Source organism: Streptosporangium sp. NPDC002721, assembly GCF_042888905.1.
GTDB lineage: Bacteria > Actinomycetota > Actinomycetes > Streptosporangiales > Streptosporangiaceae > Streptosporangium.
The window spans coordinates 345,683-368,620 of record NZ_JBIAQI010000005.1 but is presented as its reverse complement, the minus strand read 5'-3'; the positions used below and the strand labels follow the sequence as shown (position 1 = coordinate 368,620).

The following is a 22,938-nucleotide window of genomic DNA, read 5'->3' as shown; positions in this document are numbered from 1 at the left end:
TCACCGCCGCCGCTTCGTCATCTGGTAGACGATCGTGGTGCACGTGACCCCGACCGCGATGAAGGCGAGCTGCAGCCAGTAGAACAGCGGAAAACCGAGAAGCCGGGGCTCATCGGAATTGTAGAGAAACGGGAGCAAAGGTAGGATGATCGGCACGATAAGCAGCCAGTTCCATGGGCTGCGATCGCTCCGGTTCCCGTTTGGAGTGGTCAACACGGTCTCCTCGAGCTGGAGAAGGGACGTCCGGACAGGATCGTCCCCTTCGGCTGACCGGCAGCGTAATTACACGGCCGTTTCATTCAGGTCACCGAGCGCCGAGCGGCACGGGTGGCGCGACGAACGGCAACCCGGCTCCGCACCCGAGGTCGCAGGCGAGGTCACGGGGTTCTCACCTCCCGTGCGAATTCACTTCGCCGACGAACTGACGCCGGTCACCGAATCCCCGGCGCGGCTTCCTTGACATGATCGAGCAAGTTCTCGTAAAGGCACGTCTCGTAAGAGCGTGGCGCGCGAAGACGTGACGTGACGTGCCACGCCGTGTCATGCGGTGCCACGCGTGTCACCCGGCGGGCCGGCCCGCCGTCACGAACCCTCGCGCGGTAGCCGGTTCCGAAGGCGGCTCCCGGTGGGTCCCGGCGGCGGGTGGTCCCGGGCGGTCCCGGCCGTGCGCGGGCTCAGACGGTCCTGTCGGCGGCGGTTCTCGGCTCGTGCCGTACGTCTTCCGGCAGGCCGAGCTCCCTGGTCCAGGCGGCGAACTCCACCAGGATGCCGTCGGGGTCCTTGAAGTAGATCGACCGGACGAACACGCCCTCTCCCATGGCGGCCGCTATGCCGAGCTCGCTGTCGTCGTGGTTGAGGATCACCCCGACGTCCACGCCCTTGGCGATGAGCTTGTCGCGGTACTCCTCGATCCGCTCGGGGGCGACGTCGAGGGCGATGTGGTTCATCGAGCCGACCGCCGAGAGCAGCTCACCCCGGTCGGGCAGGTTCTTCGGCGCCGAGACGCCGGGAACGCCCTCGGGCGCGTCGGGGAACCAGAAGAACGCCAGCGCGTTGCCGCCGCCGCAGTCGAAGAAGAAGTGCTGCCCCCAGCCCATCGGCAGCTCGATCGTCTTGATCAGGGGCATGCCCAGGACGCCGGAGTAGAAGTCGACCGTCCGCTTCATGTCCGAGCACACCAGCGCGAGGTGGTTGATCCCGCGCAGCTCGAACTCGGTGTTGTCCGCCATGTTCTCCTCGCTCCCTCGGGTAATGACCTGCTTATCACAGGAACCGGGAGGGCGGAGCGGACCGCTGTCCGGGGCCCGGCCCTCCGAGGACGATCACCAGGCGACCTTCAGGGACGACAGGCCGTACACGAAGCTGAGGGAGCGGAAGTGCGCCTCGGACTCGACCTCGCGCAGCTCGGGGAAGCGCCTGAGCAGCGCGGGGAAGGCGACGCACATCTCCATCCGGGCCAGCGGCGCGCCCAGGCAGTGGTGCACGCCGTGGCCGAAGGCCACGTGGCCGGGCGCGCCCCGGGTGATGTCCAGCACCTCCGGATCGGACAGGAACGCGGGGTCGCGGTTGGCGCCGAGCAGCGAGCACATCACCAGCTCGCCGGGCCCGATCTCCTGTCCGGCGATCTCGACGCCGGTGGTGGTCGTCCTGAAGGTGCTGGAGTGGACGATGCTGAGCCAGCGCAGCAGTTCCTCCACCGCGGCGTCGGCCCGGTCGGGCTCCTTCTTGAGCAGCTCCAGCTGCTCGGGGTCGCGCAGCAGGGCGAGCGTGCCCAGCCCGAGCATGTTGGCGGTGGTCTCGTGACCGGCCACCAGCAGCAGGCCGCCGATGCCGACGAGCTCGTCCGGCGTCAGGTCGGCGTGCTCGCGGACCAGCGTGCCGAGCAGTTCCTCTCCCGGGTCGGCCCGGGCGCGGGCGACCAGCTCGGCCATGTAGGCGCGCGACTCCATCTGTGCAGCCCTGCGCTCCTCGAAGGACGCCGACATGTCGAGCATCCGGCCGGTCCTGCGCTGGAAGTCCTTGCGGTCGGCGTACGGCACGCCCAGCAGCTCGCAGATCACCAGGGAGGGGATCGGCAGCGCGAACGACGACACCAGGTCGGCGGGTGACCCCGCGCGCTCCATCGCGTCCAGGTGGTCCTCGACGATGCACGCGATCCGCGGCTCCAGCCGGCGTATCCGGCGCAGGGTGAACTCCGGGGTGAGTATCCGGCGCAACCGGGTGTGCTCGGGAGGGTCGAAGGCGAGCAGGTTGCCCGCGCGGAGCGCCGCGAGCTCCTCCTCGCTGCTCGGGACGCCCGGCGGCCGGAAGTCGATCATCTGGGCGTTGCTGAACCGCTCCGCGTCGCTCAGCACCGCGCGCACGTCCTCGTAGCGGGTCACCAGCCAGGCGTCGACACCCGGCGGTGTCCTGACGAGCCTGATCCCCTCTCCGTCCCGCAGCGCCTCCAGCTCCGGATCGGGATCGAAACCCGCTCGCCGCATGTGCGGAGGCAGCGTCGGAGACTCGCCCATGGGACCCCCTCGATGACTCGCCGTTCTGGCCACTCAGCAAAAAACGCTAGCAACCCATCGATTGCGCACAAAGGACCCCGGGGGCCGTCCAGGGTCAGTTTCGTGTCACTGACCAGCCACTACTTGCTCCGGCCCGCTTCATTCTCCTCGGCGGACGTCGTACGAAAACATGACAGTAGATGTCCCCTTTTCGCGCCACGCTGGCCCTATGACAAGAACGCTGGAAGGGAAGGTCGCCCTGGTCGCGGGGGCGACGAGGGGGACCGGCCGGGGGATCGCGGTGGAACTGGGCGCGGCCGGTGCCACGGTCTACTGCACCGGGAGGAGCACGCGGGAGCGCCGCTCGGAGATGGACCGGCCGGAGACCATCGAGGACACGGCCGAGCTGGTGACCCGCGCGGGCGGGCACGGGATCGCGGTCCGGGTGGACCACCTGGACCCGGAGCAGGTACGGGCCCTGGTGGAACGGATCAGGAACGAGCAGGGCAGGCTCGACGTCCTCGTCAACGACGTCTGGGGCGCCGACCCGCTCACCGAGTGGCACGTCCCCGTCTGGAAGCACTCCCTCGACGACGGCCTGCGCATCCTCCGGCTGGCGGTGGACACCCATCTCATCACCAGCCACCACGCCCTCCCCCTGCTGATCGAGAACCCCGGGGGCATGGTGATCGAGGTGACCGACGGCACCCTGGAGTACAACACCGCCAACTACCGGCTCTCGGCCTTCTACGACCTGGCCAAGATCTCGGTGAACCGCCTGGCGTTCAGCCAGGCCCACGAGCTGCGCCCGCACGGCTGTGCCGCGATCTCGCTGACGCCCGGCTGGCTCAGGTCGGAGAGCATGCTGGAGCTCTTCGGCGTCACCGAGGAGAACTGGCGGGACGCCACCGGCAAGCAGCCGCACTTCGTGATCTCCGAGACACCCGCCTACACCGGCCGCGCGGTCGTCGCGCTCGCCGCCGACGAGGACCGGATGCGCTGGTCGGGGCAGTCGGTCTCCAGCGGGCAGCTCGCCCAGGTCTACGGCTTCACCGACGTCGACGGCAGCAGGCCCGACGCCTGGCGCTACATCGAGGAGGTCGAGAGCAAGGGCAAACCCGCCGACGCCACCGGCTACCGCTGACCATCACCGGGACCGGCGCAGGGTCCGCTGATCGGAAAAGTCCGGCCGGGGTCGCGGTGAGGAGGGTGAGGGAGAGGTCAGGGGCCTGAGGTGCCGGTGTCACCGGTGTCACCGGCGTCGGAAACGCAGGTCGGGGAGCCGGGGGCGGCGTACAGGTCGCGCAGGCGGGTGGCGGCCTCGGCGAGGCGGGCCCGGAGGACGGGCGGGTCGACGACCTCTGCCTCCGGGCCGAAGCGGAGGATCTGGCTGTAGGCGATCTCCGGTGACTCGACGGGCAGCCGGAACGTCACCCACCCCTGCCCGTCGGGCTCGCCGGCGGAGGCCAGGGCGGCGTCGAGGGCGGCCGGATCGGCGACGGCGGGGAGCGCGCGGCGACCGGCGGGGCTCAGCCGTACGGTGACGTGCGTGGTGAGCAGGGACCCGGCGAACCTGGCCGCCCTCTCGCTCCAGAACGCGGCCAGGTCGAAGGTCCCGTCCCGTTCGAAGCGCAGGTCGGGGTGGATCTCGACCTCGTCGAAGCGGTCGACCCGGTAGATGGCGAACCGGGTCGCCAGGTACCAGACCCCGGCCTTCAGCACGAGCCCGTACGGGTCCAGGCGCCGCCGGGCGGCCCCGGCCTGCTCGCTCTCCCCGTTCTCCCCGTTCTCCCCGGTCCGCCCGTCCGGCCGGGGGCGTTTGGCGCGCCTGTACAGGGCGGTGACCGGGTGGTCGCCCCACACCGCCCTGGCCAGGGGCGCCAGCGCCGCCGGTGGGGGACGCTCGCTCGCGAACCAGCCGGGGGCGTCCAGGTGGAAGCGCTGGGCCGCGGTCACGGGGGCGTCGCGGAGGCCGGGGGAGAGCGCGGCGGAGGCCTTCAACCGCGCGGTGGCCGCCACCTCGCTCAGCCCCATCTCCCGCAGCGCCTCCGGTACGCCCGACAGGAACAGCGCCTCCGCCTCGGCGCGGTCCAGCCCGGTGAGGCGGGTGCGGTAACCGTCCAGCAGCCGGTAGCCGCCGCCCCGGCCGCGGTCGGCGTACACCGGCACGCCGGCCTCCGACAGGGCCAGCACGTCACGGTGGACGGTCCGCTCGGAGACCTCCAGCTCCCTGGAGAGCTCGGCCGCGGTCATCCCGCCCCGAGCCTGGAGCAGCAACACCAACGACATCAACCTGGCCGCACGCACTCCCCGACCCTAGCCCCGGCGCACCCGTGACACGGCCGGGCGAGACGGGGCCGGCCGGATCGCTCCGTGGACGATCTCCGTGGGGATTCCTGCAGTTCCGGGCACTTCTGGGAGGTTTTGGGTAGGTGTGAATGGGGGCAGGACGGGCCTGGGTGTCACGTTGCATGATCGCGGTCGCCGCCGGTACTCTGGCCACATGCGACACCCGTTCACCCTTCAGTGGTGGCGCCGCTTCTGAGCGGCGCAGGTTTCGCATTCGCGAGCAGACAGGCGGCCGCCCAAGGGAGGCGGCCTTTTCTGTGTCCGCTCCCTCAGGGCATCAGGGAAACAAGAGGGGCGATACCGCAGTGGAGACGAGCCGATATACCACCGCCGGCGGCATAGGGGTCGAGGTAACCGCGTCCGACGTGCCCGAGACGGTGCTTGAGGACGTCGTCACGACGCTCGGCGAGCGCCGTGGCGGAGTGCTCTCCTCCGGGATGGAGTATCCCGGCCGCTACAGCCGATGGCATCTCGCCTACGTCGACCCCTGCCTGGAGATCGTCGCCAGGGGGCGCAGGATCTCCGCCCGCGCGCTGAACGCCCGCGGCAGGGTGGTCCTGCCGGCCATCGTGTCCTGCCTGCTGGCGGCGGGCAAGCCCGTCGAGGAGCCGACGGCCGACCTCGTCGAGGTGTACGTGGCCGAGTCCGAGGACATCCTCCCCGAGGAGATGCGCAGCCGCCGTCCCACGGTCTTCACCGCGATCCGCGAGGTCATCGCGGCGTTCAAGGGCGAGAACGAGCACCTGGGCCTGTACGGCTCCTTCGGCTACGACCTGGCCTTCCAGTTCGAGCCGATCAGGCAGGTCCTGACGCGGGCCGCCGACCAGCGCGACCTCGTGCTGCACCTGCCCGACCGGGTGATGGTGATCGACCGCAAGCGGGAGACCAGCAAGGAGTTCCGCTACGAGTTCACCGTGGACGGCGTCTCCACCCACGGGCTCGCCCGCGAGGGGGAGGTCGTGGCGCTCACCCCGCCGCCGTCCGAGCTCCCGGCCGACCCCGAGAAGGGCTCCTACGCCCAGGTGGTGGCCGCGGCCAAGGAGAGATTCGTCCGCGGCGACCTGTTCGAGGTCGTCCCCGGCCAGGTCTTCCACGCGCCCTGCACCGACCCGGCCGGCTTCTACCGGGGGCTGCGCAAGGTCAACCCGGCGCCGTACGAGTTCCTGTTCAACCTCGGCGAGGGCGAGCACCTGGTCGGCGCCTCCCCGGAGATGTACGTCCGGGTCAGCGGCGACCGCGTCGAGACCTGCCCCATCTCCGGCACCATAGCCCGCGGCGGCAACCCCATCGAGGACGCCGACGCGATCCGTACCCTCCTGTCCAGCGTCAAGGAGGAGTCGGAGCTGACCATGTGCACCGACGTGGACCGCAACGACAAGTCCCGCATCTGCGTGCCGGGGACGGTCCAGGTGATCGGCCGGCGCCAGATCGAGATGTACTCCCGGCTCATCCACACCGTCGACCACATCGAGGGCCGGCTGCGCCCGGAGTTCGACGCCCTCGACGCCTTCCTCACCCACATGTGGGCCGTCACCGTCACCGGCGCCCCCAAGACCTGGGCGATGCAGTTCATCGAGGACCACGAGGCCACCACGCGGCGCTGGTACGGCGGCGCGGTCGGCTACATCGGCTTCGACGGCTCGATGAACACCGGCCTGACCCTGCGCACCGCGCAGATCCGCGGCGGGGTCGCCACGGTCAGGGCCGGGGCCACGCTGCTGTTCGACTCCGACCCCGAGGCCGAGGAGCGTGAGACCGAGCTCAAGGCCAGCGCCCTGCTGGGCGCCCTGGCGGCGGTCGGCGCGGCCCCGCAGGAGAAGGCCGAGGCGGAGGTGGCCAAGGAGAGGCCGGGAAGCGGCATGAAGGTGCTGCTCGTCGACCACGAGGACTCCTTCGTCAACACCCTCGCCGACTACTTCCGCCAGCAGGGCGCCGAGGTCGTCACGCTCAGGCACGGCTTCCCCGTCGCGATGATCGACGAGATCGCGCCCTCCCTGGTGGTGCTGTCGCCCGGCCCCGGCTGGCCGTCCGACTTCGGGCTGCCCGCCCTGGTCGGCGCCCTCTACGAGCGCGACCTGCCGGTGTTCGGCGTCTGCCTCGGCCTGCAGGGCATGGTGGAGCAGGCCGGAGGCACGCTCGAACTGCTGTCCTACCCCGAGCACGGCAAGCGCGGCCAGGTGCGGCGGCTGGGCGCCAGCGCCCTGCTCGACGGGCTCCCCGAGGAGTTCACGGCCGCGCGCTACCACTCGGTCCACGCCAAGCAGCCGGGCGTCGCCGGGTTCACCGCCACCGCGCTCACCCCGGACGGCGCGGTGATGGCCATCGAGGACGTGGAGCGGCGCCGCTTCGCGGTGCAGTTCCATCCCGAGTCGATCCTCACCGCCGAGGGGGGCGCGGGAGCGAAGATCATCGCCAACGTTCTCCGGCTCTGCCGAAAGACCGGGTAAAGAACCCGTATTCCGCGCCCGGCGGTCGCGCCGGGCGACCCTAGAGTTCTCCCCGTCGTGGGGATCGCCGGGCGTACCGGGCCGGGAGTGGCCGGTACGCCCGGCGGCGGGGGAGCCGGGGGAGGAGCGGGCATGAGGTCGGACGGCGTGCTGCCCGTCGAGCTGCCCGACGCCGTACGGGAGGCGCTGCTGGCGCCGCTGGTCGACCACAACTGCCACGGCGTGCGCGGCGACGACCTGACCCGGGCCCGCTTCGAGACGCTGCTCACCGACACGGGGATCCCGGCGCCGCCGGGCACCACCCACTTCGACACCCCCGCGGGCGCCGCGGTCCGGCGCTGGTGCGCCCCCGTCCTCGGCCTCGCCCCGCACGTGCCGCCCGCCGTCTACCTGGCCCGCAGGGCGGAGCTCGGCGCGGCCGAGGTGAACCGGAGGCTGCTGGACGCCGCGGGGATCTCCACCTTCCTGGTCGACGGGTCCGGTTCTGGCTCCGACTCCGGTTCCGGTTTCGACTGCGACGGCCCGATGGGTCTCGCCGGTGGCACGGGCGGCGCGGGCGGCGCGGACACCGTGCGGGTCGTTCACATCGAGCGGGCCGAGGAGGAGGTCGCCGGGACCGCCGTCTCCGGGGTCTCCTACATCTCCGCCCTCGCCCAGGGACTCGCCGAGCGGGCCGTCCGCGCCGTCGCCCTGAAGTCGGTCACCGCCCACCGCTCCGGCCGGCCCCTCGATCCGGCCAGGCCGAGCCGGGGAGCGGTGATCGCGGCGGCCACCCGGCGGCTCGCCTGCCCGGGGGAGCGGCTCACCGACCAGGTGCTGCTGCGCCACCTGCTCTGGACGGCGGTCGACGTGGCCAGGGAGTACGGGCGGCCGCTGCAGTTCCACACCGGCCTCGCCCGCCGCGCCGGCGACACGCGCCGCGGAACTCCCCCGGGTCGTGTTCCTCTCGGGGGTCGCGGCCCGTACGGCGGCCACCAGCCCCACGCCGGCGGTGGTTCCGGTCCCCCCGGAGGGCACGCCGGTCCCGGCTGGGGCCCCGACCCCGGGCCGTACGGCGCGGGCCCGGCGCCGCTGGCCGGTTTCATCGTGGCGACGCAGCCGGTGGGCGTCCCCGTCGTCCTGTTGCACTGCCACCCGTACCACCGGCAGGCGGCCCATCTGGCGGGCGCCCTCCCGCACGTCTACGTCGACGTGGGAGCGGCCCTGACCCGCAGCGCCACGGGATCGGCCGCCGTCATGGCGGAACTCCTGGAACTCGTGCCGTTCCACAAGCAGCTGTTCGGCTCCGGCGGGCACGGCGTGGCCGAGAACTGTCACCTCGGCGCCCTGCACTACCGGCGCGGCCTGGCCGGGGCACTCGCCGCGCGGCTGAGCGACGGCGAGTGGAGCACCGCGGACGCCGCCCGGGTGGCCCAGATGATCGGCTCGGGCAACGCCCGCCGGATATACCGGTTGTGATGTGACGGGTGCCCGCCGAGACGGAGCGACTGTGACGGGTGCCCACCACCGGGGCGACCGGGTCCCCTGGAATAATGGGGCGACTGTTGGCGCGACGAGGGGGAGCAAGTTGACGGACGACGGGGCAGAGGCGCGTTTTCTCGACGACGTGACAGTGGAGCTGGTCAAGCACAGCGCCTCCGACACCGATGTGCTCTGGGCCGCGCGGGTGTCGACCGCGGGGGAGCAGTCGCTGGAGGAGATCGGCAAGGACCCCGAGCGTTCCAGGGGGCTGCTCAACTTCCTGATGCGCGACCGGCACGGCAGCCCCTTCGAGCACAACTCGATGACCTTCCTCGTCAGCGCGCCGATCTTCGTCTTCCGCGAGTTCCATCGCCACAGGGTCGGGTGGTCCTACAACGAGGAGAGCGGGCGTTATCGGGAGCTTCAGCCCAATTTCTATGTTCCGGGGGCGGAGCGGAAGCTGGTCCAGGAGGGCCGTCCGGGCAAGTACGTTTTCGCCGAGGGCAGCGCCGAGCAGCACAAGATCGTCACCGAGGCGATGGAGTCGTCGTACCGGCAGTCCTACGCCGCCTACCAGGAGATGCTGGAGGCCGGGATCGCCAGGGAGGTGGCCAGGGCGGTGCTGCCGGTCGGTCTCTTCTCGTCGATGTACGCCACCTGCAACGCGCGCTCGCTCATGCACTTCCTCTCCCTGCGCACCAAGAACGAGCAGGCCAAGGTGCCCTCGTTCCCGCAGCGCGAGATCGAGATGGTGGCGGAGAAGATGGAGGCGGCCTGGGCGGAGCTGATGCCCCTGACGCACGCGGCCTTCGTGGCCGCGGGCAGGGTCGCTCCCTAGGCGCGGTGGTCGGCGGGTGTGGTCAGCTCGTGGTCTCCTGGCGGCGGGAGAGGGCGGGCAGGACGAAGATCTCGGCGCCCGGGGGCAGCGCGCAGTCGAGGCCGCCGAGGTGCCGGGCGTTCTCGCCGCAGACGAACATGCTGATGTGGCGCCGGATGCACCCGTAGTCGTCGCGGAGCCGCTGCTCCAGGAACGGGTGCGTGCGGCGGAGCATGTCGAGGGCGGACCCCAGCGTGGGGTGGCCGTCGTCGTGGTCGGCGATGGCGAAGACGCGGATCTCGGTGGTCTCGCCCGCCCAGTGCCGCAGCGTGGCGGGAAGCATGAAGGTCACGAGGGTGACTGGTCTGGCCATCGGCTCAGAGCACCGGTGCGCGCGGGGCGGGCGTGGCCGAGGAGCGCGGCACCGGTTCGCGGAGGGCGGGCGAGGGGCCTGGCACCGGTTCGCGAGGGGCGGGCGTGGCCGAGGGGGCCGGCACCGGTTCGCGAGGGGCGGGCGTGGCCGAGGGGCCTGGACGTCGCGTGCCGTGGCCGGACGGGTGCCGAGGGCGGGTGTCGCCCCGGCTTCCGGGGAGCCGCCGCCGGTGGAGGGGACCGGGGACGGGTTCGTGCGGCTGGACGGCTCCGGCCCGGGGGCCGGGCGGATGACGGTGGTGACGGACGTGGCCGCGCGGATGGCGGTCGAGAGGTGGGCACGGGCTGGGAGGGGGGCCGTCGTGCATGACCATCTCCTTTCGGATTGGGCCTCATGCTGCCATGCCACGCCGTGTCCTGCCGTGCTCTATGAAATTTGCGTGATCAGTTCGGGGCGTTAGTCCCGAATGTCGTTCAAGGCTCGCCCTGCACGATGTCCCGGTGGATGTGGGGCAGCGGCATCCCGCCCCGCTGGAGCCTGCGGACCGCCTCGTTGACCATGGCGGTCGGGCCGCAGACGTAGGCCTCGTGGTCGGCCCACGAGTGGAACCGCTCCATCACCTCGGCCACCTGGCCCCGCATGCCGTCGTAGCCCGGCTCGCCGGAGACCACGGGCAGCACCCGCAGCCAGGGGAAGGCCGACTCCATCCGTACCAGGTCGGTCAGGTCGTAGAGCTCGGCGGCGCTGCGGGCCCCGTAGAGCAGGTGGACGTTGGGACGGAGTCCCGAGTCGATCACGTGCTCCAGGATCGCCTTGATCGGGGCCAGGCCGGTGCCGCCGGCCACGCACAGGATGTCGCGCCCCGAGCCGGCGGGCACCATGGTGCCCATCGGGGGGCCCAGCGTCAGGGTGTCGCCGATCCGGGTGTGCCGGACCAGTGTGGTGGAGACCCAGCCGCCGGTGATCGCGCGGACGTGCAGGCGGACGGTGTTGTCGTCCCTGGGCGCGTTCGCGATGGAGAACGTGCGCCAGACGCGCGGCCAGCGCGCGGTCTGCACGTTGACGTACTGGCCGGGCGTGTAGGGCAGGTGCTGGTCGAGCCGCAGGGTGATCACCGCGATGTCCGGCGTGCGGAGCTCGTGGTCGATCACCTCGGCCAGCCACCAGGCGGGCGACACGCCCGCGTCCGACTCGGCTGACTCGATCATGAGATTGGCGGCGGCGGTGTACGCGGCCACCCAGGCCGCCTCTATCTCGTTGTCCCAGATCTCGGCGGCGAAGCGCCTGATCGTGGCGAGGAGCGCGTTGCCGACCGCGGTGTAGTGCTCGGCGAGGACGCCGTACTTGCGGTGGTCGCGGCCGAGCTGGCCGAGGAACGACGCCAGGCTGCCGGGGCTGTCCAGGCTCCAGACGATCCTGGTCAGCGCGCCGAACAGGCGGTCGCGCTGGACGTCCATCGCCGGGGGGAACATCGCCCGCAGGTGCGGGCTCTCGGCGAACAGGCGCCCGTAGAAGTACGCCGCGGCCTTGTCCGCGACGGGTTCGACGACGGCGAAACTTTCCTTGACGAGACGCGGATTCAAAGACATTTAACGAACCCACCCTAATTGACCGGCTCAAAGTCCGATCATGCAGATCCACCTCCCTGACGGTTCCGGGTGATGAGCGACCGGGGGCCCCGGCTCACCTGGTCACTCGAATTTGAGTCTTCCATCACCATGTAGACGTCACAACCGTTTCTCAGCAATATGGTGGGAAATCTAACTATCCGTAATTGAAAAGTTATTTTGCGTGACCAACTAATTGGCGGTGAACGGAATAGGCGAATAATAATCACGTTCGCCTTGAAGGCAATTCTTGCTGATCGTAAGTCCTTCGGTCATGGTGGAGTTCCAGGTCGCCGAGGGTGTGAACCGTCCCCGTGGTGAGAGTCGGGTGTTCCTGGCGAGACGACACTGATACCTCGAATGTGTGACATGACCGAAATGGAGTGCGCCATGATAGGGGAGCTGTTGCAGATGGGATCGGTGCTGTCCGAAACAGGTGGCGCCACCTCGCGCACGCCCCTGGAGAACGCATGCCCCGACCCTTGATCGGTATCACCGCCTACCTCGAGGCCGCCCGCTGGGGCGACTGGGTCAAGGAGGCAGTCCTGTCGCCGCCCTCCTACGCGCGAGCCGTCGAGAAGGCGGGTGGCGCCCCGGTGGTGCTGCCCCCGCTCAACCTCGGCGGGATCGACGACTACGTCCGAGGGCTGTCGGGGGTGATCCTCGCCGGAGGGGGCGAGCTCGACCCCTCCCTCTACGGGGCCGCCCGCGAGGAGCGCGTCAGGGACCCCCAGCCGCACCGCGACCGCTTCGAACTCGCGCTCGCCCGCGCCGCCGTCAAGGCCGACCTGCCGCTGCTCGCCTCGGGGCGGGGCATGCACGTCCTGAACGTCGCCCAGGGCGGGACCCTGATCCCCTGGCTTCCCGAGGCGGTCGACCACGGCCGCCACGCCGCCGCCCAGGCGCACCGCATCCACATCAGCGCCTCCAGCAGGCTCGGCAAGACGGTGGGCGACACGGTCGAGGTGGCCGCGCCCCACCACCAGGCCGTCAAGCGGCTGGGCACCGGCCTGCTCGCCGTGGCCTGGGCCGACGACCAGATCGTCGAGGGCGTCGAGCTGCAGGGGCACCGGTTCGGGGTCGGCGTGCAGTGGAGCCTCGGACGTGCCGGGGACAACCGGCTCGTGGAGGCCCTGATCGAGGCGGCCCGGCACTGAGGCCGAGGCCCGCGAGGTCCGGTGGCGAGGCACGAAGGAGCTGGAGGGACGAGGCCTGCCGGCGAGGCGCGTCCGATGTCCCGTGGGACTCGGCGGGCCGTCGTGTCCGGGTCATGTCGTGCCGGGGACCCGGCGGGTAAGGTGCCGATCATGCCGTTGCACCCGCAGGCCGAGGCCTACCTGAAGCTCTTCCAGACGGACCTCGGTGCCCCTCTCTCCACGCTCACCCCCGAGATGGTCGCCGAGCTGCGGACGCTGGACGCCTTCGCCGAGCAGCGCGGCCCGATCATCCCCCTCCCGGTGGTCAGGGACGACGTCGTCGCGGGCGTGCCGGTCCGCGTCTACCGGCCCGAGGAGGGCGACTGGCCCCTCCCGATGATCGTCTACTTCCACGGCGGCGGCTGGGTCTTCGGGAGCGTCGAGCGCAACGACGCCCTCGGCCGCGACCTCGCGGTGCGCAACGGGGCGGTCGTGGTCTCGGTCGACTACCGGCTCGCGCCCCACGACCCCTTCCCCGCGGCGGCCGACGACGCGTGGAGCGTCGTCCGGGACGTCTTCGCCCGTCCCGGCGCCTACGGGGCCGACCCGGAGCGCGTCGCGGTCTGCGGCGACAGCGCCGGGGGCAACCTCGCTGCCGTGGTCGCCTGGCAGGCCAGGGACGCCGGGCTCGCACTCGCCCATCAGCTGCTCGTCTACCCGGTGGCCGACGTGGCCATGGACACCGGGAGCTACCGTGCCTACGCCACCGGCTTCGGGCTCGGCGCGGACGAGATGGCCTGGTTCGTCGCGCAGTACGGCGGCGACCCGGCCGACCCCCGGCTCGCTCCGGCCCGGCTGGCCGACAAGTCCGGCCTGGCCCCGGCGACGGTGATCGTCGCCGAGTGCGACCCCCTCTGCGACGAGGGCGAGGAGTACGCCGCCCAGCTCGCCGCGGCCGGGGTGCCGGTCGAGGTCAGGAGGTACGAGGGGGCCATCCACGGCTTCTTCGGCCTGCCGGGCTTCTTCGACCAGGCGACCGAGGCGCGCGAGTACGCCGCGACCCGTCTCGCGAAGGCCTTCCAGTAGCGGCCCCCGCGACCTTCCGTGAGGTGAGACCCGTTCGGCCGTACGGCACGGTCGCCCGAAGGGGGGCGGGGGGGCCGGTCAGAAGCGTCCGTGCAGGGCGGCCAGGCCGGGCTCGAAGACCTGGCGGACGACGAACCCCTCCACCTTCGCCTCGTCGTCGGCCTCGAAGGTGGCCGACCACTCGACGAACGCCGTCCCGCTGTCGGTGACGGGGGCGACGCGATAGAGCGCCCGGTAGTCGCGGACCTGGAGCGGGCTCTCCAGGATCTCGTACGTCGCCGAGCGCGAGGCGTCGTTGAGGGTGAGCAGCCGCTCCCTGAAGGCCCCGGCGGAGCTCTCCAGCCTGCGCACCGCGCCCGGCCGGAAGTTCTCGCCGTCCTCGATCTCGCAGCCGGTGATCCCCGGCAGCCACTCGGCCACGTTGCCGAAGTCCCGCAGGTACTCCCACACCTTGTCGGCGGGAGCGTTGATCACCGTGCTGGCGTACGCGGACATGGTCACTCCTCGTGCTGGGCCGTCGCCGACGGTCATGCCCGCGCGTGCCACGGGGTAATCGGGGCCACCGGATAACCGGATCAGAAACTCCTGGGCAGCCCGAGCACCTGGGTGGCCAGGTAGTTGAGCAGGAGTTCCTCGGTGACCGGGGCGACCTTGCCGATGCGGGCGCCGGTCAGCAGGTGGGCCACCGGGTACTCCAGCGAGTAGGCCATGCCGCCGTGCGTCTGGAAGGCGTGGTCCGCCGCCTCCCACGCGGCCTGCGAGGCGGACAGCTTGGCGATGTTGGCCTCGGTGGCGCAGGGCAGCTGCCTGTCGAACAGCCAGGCGGCCTTGTAGAGCATCAGCCTCGCCAGCTCGATCTTCGCCTTCACCTGGGCGAGCGGGAAGGCGATGGCCTGGTTGGCGCCGATCGGGCGGCCGAAGACCTCGCGCTCCTTGGCGTACTGCACGGCCACCCGCAGTGCCACCTCGGCGCCGCCGAGCGCGGAGGCGGCGAGCAGGACGCGCTCGGGGTTGAGGATGTCCCACAGCACCAGCGAGCCCTGGTCGACCTCGCCGACCACGTTCCGCTCCGGGACCCGGAGGTCGTCGATGAAGACCATGTTGGACGGGGTGGTGTTGGCGCCCAGCTTCGGGATCGGCTGGAAGGAGAGCTGCCCGGCGGCGACCGCCTCGGGGACGTTCACCAGGAAGACGGTGAGGCCGTTGGAGCGGGGCTTGGCCTCGGCGGCCGGGATGGTCCGGGTGACCAGGAGCATCCAGGTGGCGCGCTGCACGCCGGTGATCCAGATCTTCTGGCCCTTGACGACGAACTCCGCGCCGTCGCGGCGGGCGAAGGTGGAGATGCCCAGGGCGTTGGACCCGGCGTCGGGCTCGGTCAGCGCGAAGCAGGTCTCCACCTCGCCGGTGGCCAGCTTGGGCAGCAGCTCGTCGCGCTGCCACCGGCTGCCGTGCCTGGACAGGGTCATCGCGCCGAACCCGGGGGTGAGCACGTAGGTGAACGCCGAACCGCCGGCCGAGCCCGATGCCGACAGGGTCTCGGTGGCCACGGCGAGCTCCAGCAGGCCCTGGCCGCCGCCGCCGTACTCCTCGGGCACGGCCAGGCCGAGCCAGCCGCCCTTGGCCAGGTCCCGCCAGACCTCCTCGGGCCAGCGTTTCTCGTTCTCGCACCGCTGCCAGTAGGCCAGGTCGTAGCGTGCGCAGATGTCGCCGATGCCGTGCTGCACGGCGAGGGCGCTCTCGGGGAGGGTGAAGTCCACGATGATCAACTCCGTTCTAAGCTGCGGGCGCAATCGTAGAACGAAGTTCGGTATCTTCGTGGCCCCAGGCGCCGGACCGCGAGATCTTCGTGACCCTGGGCGCCGGACCGCGGGATCGGGTTCGCGACGGCGTTCATCCCCTGGGCGCCGGGCCGCGAGATCAGGTCCGCCCCGGGTCCGCGACGGCGTTCACCACCCCGGGCGCCGGGCCGCGGGATCGGGTTCGCGACGGCCCCGCGACGGCGTTCACCGCTCCGGGCGCCGGCCGCGGAGTCGAGCTCCCCCGCCGGGCCGCGGGGGCAGCCCTCCCGGGCGGGCCGTGGGGTCAGGCCTCCCGGGTGGTCTCCAGCCGCGGCCTGCGCGCGTGGTAGACGAAGGCGGGCGGCACGTTCCCCCACACCGTCCGGCCCGTGACGACCTCCTCGAAGGTGTCGATCAGGCGCCTCCTGAAGCGCCGCGCCGGGGGAAGGCGCTTGGCGAAGCTGTAGGCGAAGGTCGTGAAGGCCGTGTGCGGGCCCATGATCGCGGTGACCGCGCCCAGCAGGCGGGCCTGCGTCTCCTCGGAGAACGCCGCCCAGGGCAGCCCGCTCACGATCGCGTCGGCCTGGGTCAGGCCGCGCTCCCGGAGCAGCTCGGGCAGCCGTGCCGCGTCGTCGACCACGACGTCCACTCCCGGGTTCCTGGCGGCGAGGAACTCGGCCAGCTTCGGGTTGATCTCGACGGCCAGGTGGTGCCCCCGCCCGCCCAGCCGGCGCTGGATCTCCGCCGTGAACGCGCCCGTGCCGGGGCCGAGCTCGACGATCACGGGATCACCCCGGTGCGGGACCGGCGAGGCCACCGCCTCGGCGAGCCGCCGGGAACTCGGCGCCACCGCTCCGACGGTGCCCGGCGAGCGGATCCACTGCCCCAAAAAGAGCGTGGTGTCATTGGTCATGTTTTGAAGGGTAGAGGGTTCGGGAGGGCGGGCAGTACGCCGTCCGGCCGATCCCGACGGCCTCAGGGAGGAGGGATTCTCCCCTCCCTGAGGATGAGCGGAGCCGGTGCGCCGCCCCGCGATCCCACCGGCCCGGCGCGCTCCGCGCGGGTCGCCCCGCGCCCGCATCCACCCGTCCGCATCCGACGCAGTAGTGTCACCATCAGGTACGGGGAGGGAGATCAGCCGGTGAATCCGGAAGCATCGGGGGCCGAGGACCGGATCTGGACGGTCCCCAACGCGTTGAGCCTGGCCAGGCTCCTGGGCGTGCCGGTCTTCCTGTGGCTGGTGCTGGGCCCGAAGGCCGACGGCTGGGCCGTCGCCCTGCTGATGCTGGCCGGGTTCTCCGACTGGCTCGACGGCAAGATCGCCCGCGCCTGGAACCAGACCAGCAGGCTCGGCCGCCTGCTCGACCCGCTGGCCGACCGGCTCTACATCCTGGCCACCCTGTTCGGCCTCGCCATGCGCGAGATCATCCCCTGGTGGCTGGCGCTGGCCATCCCGCTGCGCGACGTGATGCTGCTGGGCATCCCGCTCATCCTGCGCCGCCTCGGGTACGGTCCCGCGCTGCCCGTGCACTTCCTCGGCAAGGCCGCCACGGCCAACCTGCTCTACGCCTTCCCCCTGCTCTTTTTGGCCCACCATCCCTCCTGGTACGCGGAGGCGGCCGGGATCGTCGGCTGGTCCCTCGCGATCTGGGGCACAGGCCTGTACTGGTGGTCCGGAGTGCTGTATTGGGTACAGGTGCGTCAGCTGACAAGCGAGGCCAAACGCCTTAAGAGGTGATCTGTGAAGGCCGTCGTCATGGCGGGCGGGGAGGGGACACGGCTCAGGCCGATGACCGCCAACCAGCCCAAACCTCTCCTGCCCGTGATCAATCGGCCGATCATGGAGCATGTGCTTCGTTTGCTGAAGCGGCACGGCTTCACCGAGACGGTGGTCACCGTGCAGTTCCTCGCCGCCCTGGTCCGCAACTACTTCGGCGACGGCGACGAGCTCGGCATGAGCCTGTACTACGCCACCGAGGACACCCCGCTCGGCACCGCGGGCAGCGTCAAGAACGCCGCCGACCGGCTCCGTGACGAGCGCTTCCTGGTCATCTCCGGCGACGCGCTGACCGACATCGACCTGACCGACATGATCCGCTTCCACCGCGAGAACGGCGCGATGGTCACGATCGGGCTCAAGCGCGTCCCCAACCCGCTGGAGTTCGGCATCGTCATCGTCGACGACCAGGGCAGGGTGGAGCGCTTCCTGGAGAAGCCCACCTGGGGCCAGGTCTTCTCCGACACCGCCAACACCGGCATCTACGTGATGGAGCCCGAGGTCCTCGACGAGATCGCGGCGGGGGAGTCCGTCGACTGGTCGGGCGACGTGTTCCCCAAGCTGCTGGAACGCGGCGCCCCGCTGTACGGCTACGTGGCCGACGGCTACTGGGAGGACGTCGGCACCCACGAGAGCTACCTCAAGGCCCAGGCCGACGTCCTGTCCGGCCGGGTCAAGGTCGACATCGACGCCTTCGAGGTCTCGCCGGGCGTCTGGGTCGCCGAGGGGGCCTCGGTCGACGCCGACGCCGTCCTGAAGGGCCCCCTCTACGTCGGCGACTACGCCAAGATCGAGGCGGGGGCCGAGCTGCGCGAGTACACCGTGCTGGGCAGCAACGCGGTGGTCAGGGAGGGGGCCTTCCTGCACCGCGCGGTCGTCCACGACAACGTCTACGTCGGGCCCAGCGCCCACCTGCGCGGCTGCGTGGTCGGCAAGAACACCGACCTGATGACCGGCGCCAGGGTCGAGGAGGGCGCCGTCGTCGGCGACGAGTGCATCATCGAGGCCGAGGCGTACATCTCCTCCGGCGTCAAGATCTACCCGTTCAAGACCATCGAGGCCGGGGCGGTGATCAACAACAGCGTCATCTGGGAGCCGCGCGCCCAGCGCAACCTGTTCGGCCCCCGCGGGGTCTCGGGGCTGGTCAACGTCGAGATCACCCCCGAGCTGTGCGTACGGCTGGCCAGCGCCTACGCCACCACCCTGAAGAAGGGCGCCTCGGTCATCACCTCCCGCGACTCCTCCCGCGCGGCGCGGGCGCTGAAGCGGGCCGTGATCAGCGCCCTGAACGCCAGCGCGATCAAGGTGCTCGACCTGGAGGCGTCCCCGCTGCCGGTGGCCCGCTTCCACACCGCCAGGGAGAACGCCGTCGGCGGCATCGCGCTGCGCACCACCCCCGGCGACCCGCAGAGCGTCGACATCGTCTTCATGGACGAGCACGGCGCGGACCTGTCCCCGGCGGCCCAGCGCAAGCTGGACCGGGTCTTCTCCCGGCAGGAGTTCCGCCGCGCCTTCCCCGGGGAGATCGCCGAGCTGAGCTTCCCCGCCCGCGCGGTGGAGGACTACACGCACGAGCTGCTGCGCCTGATCGACATCAGCGGGGTGCGCGACGCCGACATGAAGGTCGTGGTCGACTGCGCCGGAGGCACCTCCTCGCTGGTGCTGCCCAGCCTGCTGGGCCGGGTCGGGGTGGACGTGCTGACCGTCAACAACCGGCTGGACGACGCCTCGCCCACCGAGACCCTCGCCGAGCGCCGCCGCGACCTGCAACGCCTGTCGGAGCTCGTCAGCTCCTCCAGGGCGGCCTTCGGGGTGCGCTTCGACCCGGTGGGGGAGCGGGTCGCGCTGGTGGACGAGATGGGCCAGCTGATCAGCGAGGAGCGCGCCCTGCTGGTGGTGCTCGACCTGGTCGCCGCCGAGCGGCGCGGCGGCAGGGTGGCGCTGCCGGTCACCACCACCCGGGTGGCCGAGCAGGTCTGCAGGTTCCACGGCGTCCAGGCCGAGTGGACCTCCACCGCGATCGACGCGCTCACCGCCGCCGCCAGGGGGCCGGAGATGATCTTCGCGGCCGACGGGCGCGGCGGCTTCATCGTGCCCGAGTTCGGGCCCACGGTGGACGGCCTGGCGGTGTTCCTGCGCCTGCTGGGCCTGGTCGCCAGGACCCGGCTCTCGCTCAGCCAGATCGACGCCAGGATCCCCGAGGCCAAGCTGCTGCGCCGGACCGTGCCGACCCCCTGGGCGGCCAAGGGCGCGGTGATGCGCTCGGTCATCGAGGCCGCCGAGCACTACCGCATCGACACCACCGACGGGGTACGGGTCGTCGCCGAGGACGGCAGCTGGACCCTGGTGCTGCCCGACCCGACGGAGGCGGTCACCCACCTGTGGGCCGAGGGGTTCGACGTCGACTCCGCGCAGACCCTGATCGAGCACTGGGCACGGGTGGTCGAGGAGGCCGCGGGCGGCTGACGGCCCGCCCCGCCCCCGGCCCGACCCTCAGCCCGACCCCCGCCCCGCCCCACAGCCTGACCCCCGGCCCGGCCCCGGACCGGCACGCCGGAGGCGTGAGGGGGCGAACGGCGCCTCGGGGCACGGGAGCCGGCGGACCGGCCGCGACCGGGAGAGCGCGGCGGTCCCCCGGGGCGCGGGAGGGCGTGAACGGGGCCGGAAGGCGCGCGGGAAAGGGCCCCGGCGGGGGCTCCGGGCCGAGCGGTTGCCACAAACACAGCGCGGCACCATGGACCGGGGACAGTGCCCCACTGTAACTTTGTCACCGACCGTACCCGCGGTTCAGCGTCAACCTTGACCTTCGCGCCTCATCACTGTATGTTGCGGCATTCGCAGTCCGAGAAAACACTTGAGAAGCGAAGAAGCGAGGCGCGCATCACTGAGCACCGTTGCCGCGTCTTCGCGGTAGGAGGCCGAGCCGATCGATGCCGAGCGTCTACTGCACGCAGTGCGGTCATGCCAACCCTGAGGATGCCCGTTTCTGTTCACGATGCGGGTCGCCGCTTACCAAAGCCGAGACCCCCGGAGACAGCACATCGACGATCTCCCTCTCCGGGATCGAGGCCTACGAGGCGGAGACAGGTGAGACGCTTCTCGCCGAACGGCAGGCAGTCGAGCAGTTGCCCCCGGGCACGGCGCTGCTGGTCGCGATGCGCGGCCCCAATGCCGGCAGCCGGTTCCTGCTCGACAGCGACCTCACCACCGTGGGCCGTCACCCCGAGAGCGACATCTTCCTCGACGACATCACGGTCTCGCGCCGCCACGTGGAGTTCTACCGGCGCGGCGGCGGGGTGTTCACCGTCCGCGACGTCGGCAGCCTGAACGGCACGTACGTGAACCGCGAGCGCATCGAGGAGGTCCCGCTGTACGGCGGGGACGAGGTGCAGATCGGCAAGTTCCGCCTCGTCTTCCTCACCCGCGGCGCCGCTGGAGGATGATGAGCTCGCAGGCCGCTCGTGCGCACATGAGCATCGGGGAGGTGCTCGCTCTCCTGCAGGGCGAGTTCCCCGATGTCAGCATCTCCAAGATTCGTTTCCTGGAGGGCGAGGGGCTTATCGAGCCGGAGCGCAGTCCCTCCGGTTACCGCAAGTTCAGCTACGCCGACGTCGAGCGGCTCCGTTACATCCTCAGCGAGCAGCGTGACCGCTACCTGCCGCTACGCGTGATCAAGGATCATCTGGAGGCGGCCGACCGCGAGGAGCGGCCGGCCGCCCGGCCGCGTGCCGTCCCCGACGACGCTCCCCCCGAGGTCAGGCTCACCCGGGAGGAGCTGCTCGCCGCCGCCGAGCTCGACGAGGAGACCCTCGCCGAGCTGGAGGACTACGGCCTGCTGGCCGCCGTGGCCCGCTACTACGACGCCGAGGCGCTGGCCGTGGCCCGCAGCGTCGGGGCCCTGGCCGCCTTCGGCCTGCGGGCCCGCCACCTGAGGGCCGTCAAGGCCGCCGCGGAGCGCGAGGCCGGGCTGGTCGAGCAGGCCGTCGCCCCGCTCCTGCGCCGCCGCGGGCCCGGCGCCATCGACCAGGCCGACGAGACGGCGAGGGAGATCTCCGGCCTGCTGCTGGAATTGCACGCCTCTCTGCTGCGTTCCGGCGTTCGTGGGGCCCTGGGCCGGTGAGAACCTGACCAGGCACTCGTACCCCCACGAGTGTTACGTTGAACAAACCGGTCGGAATCCAGCGAAGACGGAGCAGCCCGTGTTGCAGATGGAGGTCGTGGGCGTTCGAGTAGAGATGCCCTCCAACCAGCCGATCGTCTTGCTGAAAGAGACACATGGGGAGCGTTACCTACCTATCTGGATCGGCATGACGGAAGCCACGGCGATAGCCATGGCCCAGGCCGAGGAACCACCACCCCGGCCGCTCACCCATGACCTGTTCCGCGACGTGCTCGATGGGCTGGGAGTCCGGCTGAGCACGGTCAACATCGTCGCCCTGCGCGACGGCATCTTCTTCGCGGACCTCGTGTTCTCCAACGGGGTCGAGGTGAGCGCGCGTCCCTCCGACTCGATCGCCTTGGCACTTCGCACCGGCGCACGTATCTTCGCGAGTGAGGACGTGGTCCGGGAGGCCGGGGTGATCATCCCCGACGACCAGGAGGACGAGGTGGAGAAGTTCAGGGAGTTCCTTGACACGATCACGCCCGAGGACTTCGGCCGCGCGGGGTAGGAATTTCGGTGCATTTACGCTTCACGACGCGCCGGGTGGGGTCGTTGACTGGACTTGGCCCCAGTCCTACGGTGCAAGTGAAACCCGCGGTCGTGCGTAAACCCCCAGATCAGGCCGTGGGATGAGAGAAAGCCGGAGGTCCGCGTGGCGGTCAGCAGCGGCGAGGGTAGAAACGCCGACCAGGATGACCCGGAACGGCGCCAGTCGGCACGTCAGCGCGCGGGTGAAGAGGGTCTGCTGTTCGACGGGCAACCGGTGAAGGTGCCCTCCGACATCGGATACCGGGGCCCCACGGCCTGTTCCGCGGCCGGCATCACCTACCGGCAGCTCGACTACTGGGCGCGCACCGGCCTGGTCGAGCCCACCGTCCGGGCCGCCCACGGTTCCGGCTCCCAGCGGCTGTACGGCTTTCGCGACATCCTGGTCCTCAAGGTCGTCAAGCGGCTCCTCGACACCGGCGTCTCCCTCCAGCAGATCCGCATCGCCGTGCAGCACCTGCGCGACAGGGGCGTCAACGACCTGGCCGGCATCACCCTCATGAGCGACGGGGTGAGCGTCTACGAGTGCACCTCGCCCGACGAGGTCATCGACCTGCTCCAGGGCGGGCAGGGAGTCTTCGGGATAGCCCTGGGACGGGTGTGGCAGGAGGTGGAGGGCTCCCTGGCCGATCTGCCCGGCGAACGCGCGGAGTCGAGCGAGGGCCCTTTAGGAGATCATCAGGCCGATGAGCTGGCCCGCCGTCGCAGAGCACGACGAACCGGGTAAACTCGGACTTGCCACTGACCCTGTGCGGGAGAGACCCCGACCGCGATCGGGGCGCCGAAGGAGCAACCTCCCCGGAATCTCTCAGGCACCCGGTACCGCACGGACGAGGCAACTCTGGAAAGCAGGCGCGCTCGCCAGGCGCGCCTCACCGACGGTGCAAGCCGCCTCATATGGGGCAGG

General features: G+C 71.0%; 21 protein-coding genes and 1 riboswitch. Of the genes, 12 read left to right on the top strand and 9 right to left on the bottom strand.

The genetic code is table 11. The features are described 5' to 3' along the window. From ACFYWM_RS09295 to ACFYWM_RS09285, 3 genes are all read right to left on the bottom strand, one after another. Positions 1–213 (bottom strand): DUF3311 domain-containing protein, encoded by a 213-nt coding sequence (locus ACFYWM_RS09295; RefSeq protein ID WP_389911087.1) that lies wholly within the window; start codon positions 211–213, stop codon positions 1–3. Positions 214–674: 461 nt separating this feature from the next. Then, positions 675–1,229: a VOC family protein gene (locus ACFYWM_RS09290; RefSeq protein ID WP_389911085.1), complete on the bottom strand. Its 555-nt coding sequence runs from the start codon at positions 1,227–1,229 to the stop codon at positions 675–677. Between the two features lie 93 nt (positions 1,230–1,322). Further along, complete coding sequence (locus ACFYWM_RS09285; RefSeq protein ID WP_389911082.1) at positions 1,323–2,513, bottom strand: cytochrome P450; 1,191 nt, start codon at positions 2,511–2,513, stop codon at positions 1,323–1,325. Between the two features lie 208 nt (positions 2,514–2,721). On the opposite strand from ACFYWM_RS09285, the gene ACFYWM_RS09280 reads away from it, so the two are divergent. Next, on the top strand, positions 2,722–3,636 hold the full coding sequence (locus ACFYWM_RS09280) for an SDR family oxidoreductase (protein ID WP_389911079.1): 915 nt from the start codon (positions 2,722–2,724) through the stop codon (positions 3,634–3,636). A 77-nt stretch (positions 3,637–3,713) separates the two neighbouring features. Here the strand turns inward: ACFYWM_RS09280 and ACFYWM_RS09275 are convergent, their stop codons facing one another. Beyond that, entirely contained in the window at positions 3,714–4,799 is a 1,086-nt protein-coding gene (locus ACFYWM_RS09275; protein ID WP_389911077.1) for a helix-turn-helix transcriptional regulator, read from the bottom strand. Between the two features lie 347 nt (positions 4,800–5,146). Between ACFYWM_RS09275 and ACFYWM_RS09270 the strand changes: the two genes are divergently transcribed. The 3 genes from ACFYWM_RS09270 (at position 5,147) to thyX (ending at position 9,587) form a co-directional block, all read left to right on the top strand. Further along, on the top strand, positions 5,147–7,288 hold the full coding sequence (locus ACFYWM_RS09270) for an anthranilate synthase component I (protein WP_389911074.1): 2,142 nt from the start codon (positions 5,147–5,149) through the stop codon (positions 7,286–7,288). Positions 7,289–7,420: 132 nt separating this feature from the next. Then, positions 7,421–8,746, top strand: a complete 1,326-nt coding sequence (locus ACFYWM_RS09265) for an amidohydrolase (protein WP_389911071.1) — start codon at positions 7,421–7,423, stop codon at positions 8,744–8,746. A gap of 148 nt (positions 8,747–8,894) precedes the next feature. Beyond that, positions 8,895–9,587 (top strand): FAD-dependent thymidylate synthase, encoded by a 693-nt coding sequence (thyX, locus tag ACFYWM_RS09260; RefSeq protein WP_389911068.1) that lies wholly within the window; start codon positions 8,895–8,897, stop codon positions 9,585–9,587. 22 nt (positions 9,588–9,609) lie between these two features. Here the strand turns inward: thyX and ACFYWM_RS09255 are convergent, their stop codons facing one another. Beyond that, positions 9,610–9,939 (bottom strand): hypothetical protein, encoded by a 330-nt coding sequence (locus tag ACFYWM_RS09255; protein ID WP_389911066.1) that lies wholly within the window; start codon positions 9,937–9,939, stop codon positions 9,610–9,612. 473 nt (positions 9,940–10,412) lie between these two features. Next, positions 10,413–11,528 carry a globin domain-containing protein gene (locus ACFYWM_RS09250; protein WP_389911064.1) on the bottom strand — a complete coding sequence of 372 codons (1,116 nt, stop codon included), beginning with the start codon at positions 11,526–11,528 and terminating at the stop codon, positions 10,413–10,415. Positions 11,529–12,016: 488 nt separating this feature from the next. Between ACFYWM_RS09250 and ACFYWM_RS09245 the strand changes: the two genes are divergently transcribed. After that, positions 12,017–12,703 carry a gamma-glutamyl-gamma-aminobutyrate hydrolase family protein gene (locus ACFYWM_RS09245; protein ID WP_389911061.1) on the top strand — a complete coding sequence of 229 codons (687 nt, stop codon included), beginning with the start codon at positions 12,017–12,019 and terminating at the stop codon, positions 12,701–12,703. A 150-nt stretch (positions 12,704–12,853) separates the two neighbouring features. Then, positions 12,854–13,768: an alpha/beta hydrolase gene (locus tag ACFYWM_RS09240; RefSeq protein WP_389911057.1), complete on the top strand. Its 915-nt coding sequence runs from the start codon at positions 12,854–12,856 to the stop codon at positions 13,766–13,768. 78 nt (positions 13,769–13,846) lie between these two features. Here the strand turns inward: ACFYWM_RS09240 and ACFYWM_RS09235 are convergent, their stop codons facing one another. The 3 genes from ACFYWM_RS09235 to ACFYWM_RS09225 all read right to left on the bottom strand — a co-directional run bounded on the left by ACFYWM_RS09235 (position 13,847) and on the right by ACFYWM_RS09225 (position 16,459). Continuing rightward, positions 13,847–14,263 (bottom strand): SRPBCC family protein, encoded by a 417-nt coding sequence (locus ACFYWM_RS09235; RefSeq protein ID WP_389911054.1) that lies wholly within the window; start codon positions 14,261–14,263, stop codon positions 13,847–13,849. Positions 14,264–14,343: 80 nt separating this feature from the next. Continuing rightward, the gene (locus ACFYWM_RS09230) at positions 14,344–15,525 is read right to left on the bottom strand and encodes an acyl-CoA dehydrogenase family protein (protein WP_389911051.1); all 1,182 of its coding nucleotides are present in this window, start codon (positions 15,523–15,525) and stop codon (positions 14,344–14,346) included. 325 nt (positions 15,526–15,850) lie between these two features. After that, a complete protein-coding gene (locus ACFYWM_RS09225) occupies positions 15,851–16,459 on the bottom strand; it encodes a class I SAM-dependent methyltransferase (RefSeq protein ID WP_389911048.1) in 609 nt (202 codons plus the stop codon). 228 nt (positions 16,460–16,687) lie between these two features. Here ACFYWM_RS09225 and ACFYWM_RS09220 point away from each other — a divergent pair, with 228 nt between their 5' ends. The 6 genes from ACFYWM_RS09220 to ACFYWM_RS09195 all read left to right on the top strand — a co-directional run bounded on the left by ACFYWM_RS09220 (position 16,688) and on the right by ACFYWM_RS09195 (position 22,758). Next, positions 16,688–17,284, top strand: coding sequence for a CDP-alcohol phosphatidyltransferase family protein (locus tag ACFYWM_RS09220; RefSeq protein WP_350977386.1), 597 nt, complete (start codon positions 16,688–16,690; stop codon positions 17,282–17,284). 3 nt (positions 17,285–17,287) lie between these two features. Then, positions 17,288–19,789, top strand: coding sequence for a sugar phosphate nucleotidyltransferase (locus ACFYWM_RS09215; RefSeq protein WP_389911044.1), 2,502 nt, complete (start codon positions 17,288–17,290; stop codon positions 19,787–19,789). Positions 19,790–20,253: 464 nt separating this feature from the next. Beyond that, a complete protein-coding gene (locus ACFYWM_RS09210; RefSeq protein ID WP_329079681.1) occupies positions 20,254–20,766 on the top strand; it encodes an FHA domain-containing protein in 513 nt (170 codons plus the stop codon). Beyond that, positions 20,766–21,443, top strand: a complete 678-nt coding sequence (locus ACFYWM_RS09205; protein ID WP_389911040.1) for a MerR family transcriptional regulator — start codon at positions 20,766–20,768, stop codon at positions 21,441–21,443. The genes ACFYWM_RS09210 and ACFYWM_RS09205 overlap by 1 nt, the downstream gene beginning before the upstream one ends. A gap of 79 nt (positions 21,444–21,522) precedes the next feature. After that, positions 21,523–21,993 carry a bifunctional nuclease family protein gene (locus tag ACFYWM_RS09200; protein ID WP_389911037.1) on the top strand — a complete coding sequence of 157 codons (471 nt, stop codon included), beginning with the start codon at positions 21,523–21,525 and terminating at the stop codon, positions 21,991–21,993. Positions 21,994–22,137: 144 nt separating this feature from the next. Then, complete coding sequence (locus ACFYWM_RS09195; RefSeq protein ID WP_389911034.1) at positions 22,138–22,758, top strand: MerR family transcriptional regulator; 621 nt, start codon at positions 22,138–22,140, stop codon at positions 22,756–22,758. A gap of 15 nt (positions 22,759–22,773) precedes the next feature. Beyond that, positions 22,774–22,866, top strand: a riboswitch (glycine riboswitch). Positions 22,867–22,938 lie beyond the last annotated feature (72 nt).

Excerpts from the sequence above, each read along its gene's own strand:
- ACFYWM_RS09290 (WP_389911085.1), bottom strand. The coding sequence starts at position 1,229 with ATGGCGGACAACACCGAGTTCGAGCTGCGCGGGATCAACCACCTCGCG.
- ACFYWM_RS09285 (WP_389911082.1), bottom strand. The coding sequence starts at position 2,513 with ATGGGCGAGTCTCCGACGCTGCCTCCGCACATGCGGCGAGCGGGTTTC.
- ACFYWM_RS09280 (WP_389911079.1), top strand. The coding sequence starts at position 2,722 with ATGACAAGAACGCTGGAAGGGAAGGTCGCCCTGGTCGCGGGGGCGACG.
- ACFYWM_RS09265 (WP_389911071.1), top strand. The coding sequence starts at position 7,421 with ATGAGGTCGGACGGCGTGCTGCCCGTCGAGCTGCCCGACGCCGTACGG.
- ACFYWM_RS09255 (WP_389911066.1), bottom strand. The coding sequence starts at position 9,939 with ATGGCCAGACCAGTCACCCTCGTGACCTTCATGCTTCCCGCCACGCTG.
- ACFYWM_RS09250 (WP_389911064.1), bottom strand. The coding sequence starts at position 11,528 with ATGTCTTTGAATCCGCGTCTCGTCAAGGAAAGTTTCGCCGTCGTCGAA.
- ACFYWM_RS09245 (WP_389911061.1), top strand. The coding sequence starts at position 12,017 with ATGCCCCGACCCTTGATCGGTATCACCGCCTACCTCGAGGCCGCCCGC.
- ACFYWM_RS09240 (WP_389911057.1), top strand. The coding sequence starts at position 12,854 with ATGCCGTTGCACCCGCAGGCCGAGGCCTACCTGAAGCTCTTCCAGACG.
- ACFYWM_RS09235 (WP_389911054.1), bottom strand. The coding sequence starts at position 14,263 with ATGTCCGCGTACGCCAGCACGGTGATCAACGCTCCCGCCGACAAGGTG.
- ACFYWM_RS09225 (WP_389911048.1), bottom strand. The coding sequence starts at position 16,459 with ATGACCAATGACACCACGCTCTTTTTGGGGCAGTGGATCCGCTCGCCG.
- ACFYWM_RS09210 (WP_329079681.1), top strand. The coding sequence starts at position 20,254 with ATGCCGAGCGTCTACTGCACGCAGTGCGGTCATGCCAACCCTGAGGAT.
- ACFYWM_RS09205 (WP_389911040.1), top strand. The coding sequence starts at position 20,766 with ATGAGCTCGCAGGCCGCTCGTGCGCACATGAGCATCGGGGAGGTGCTC.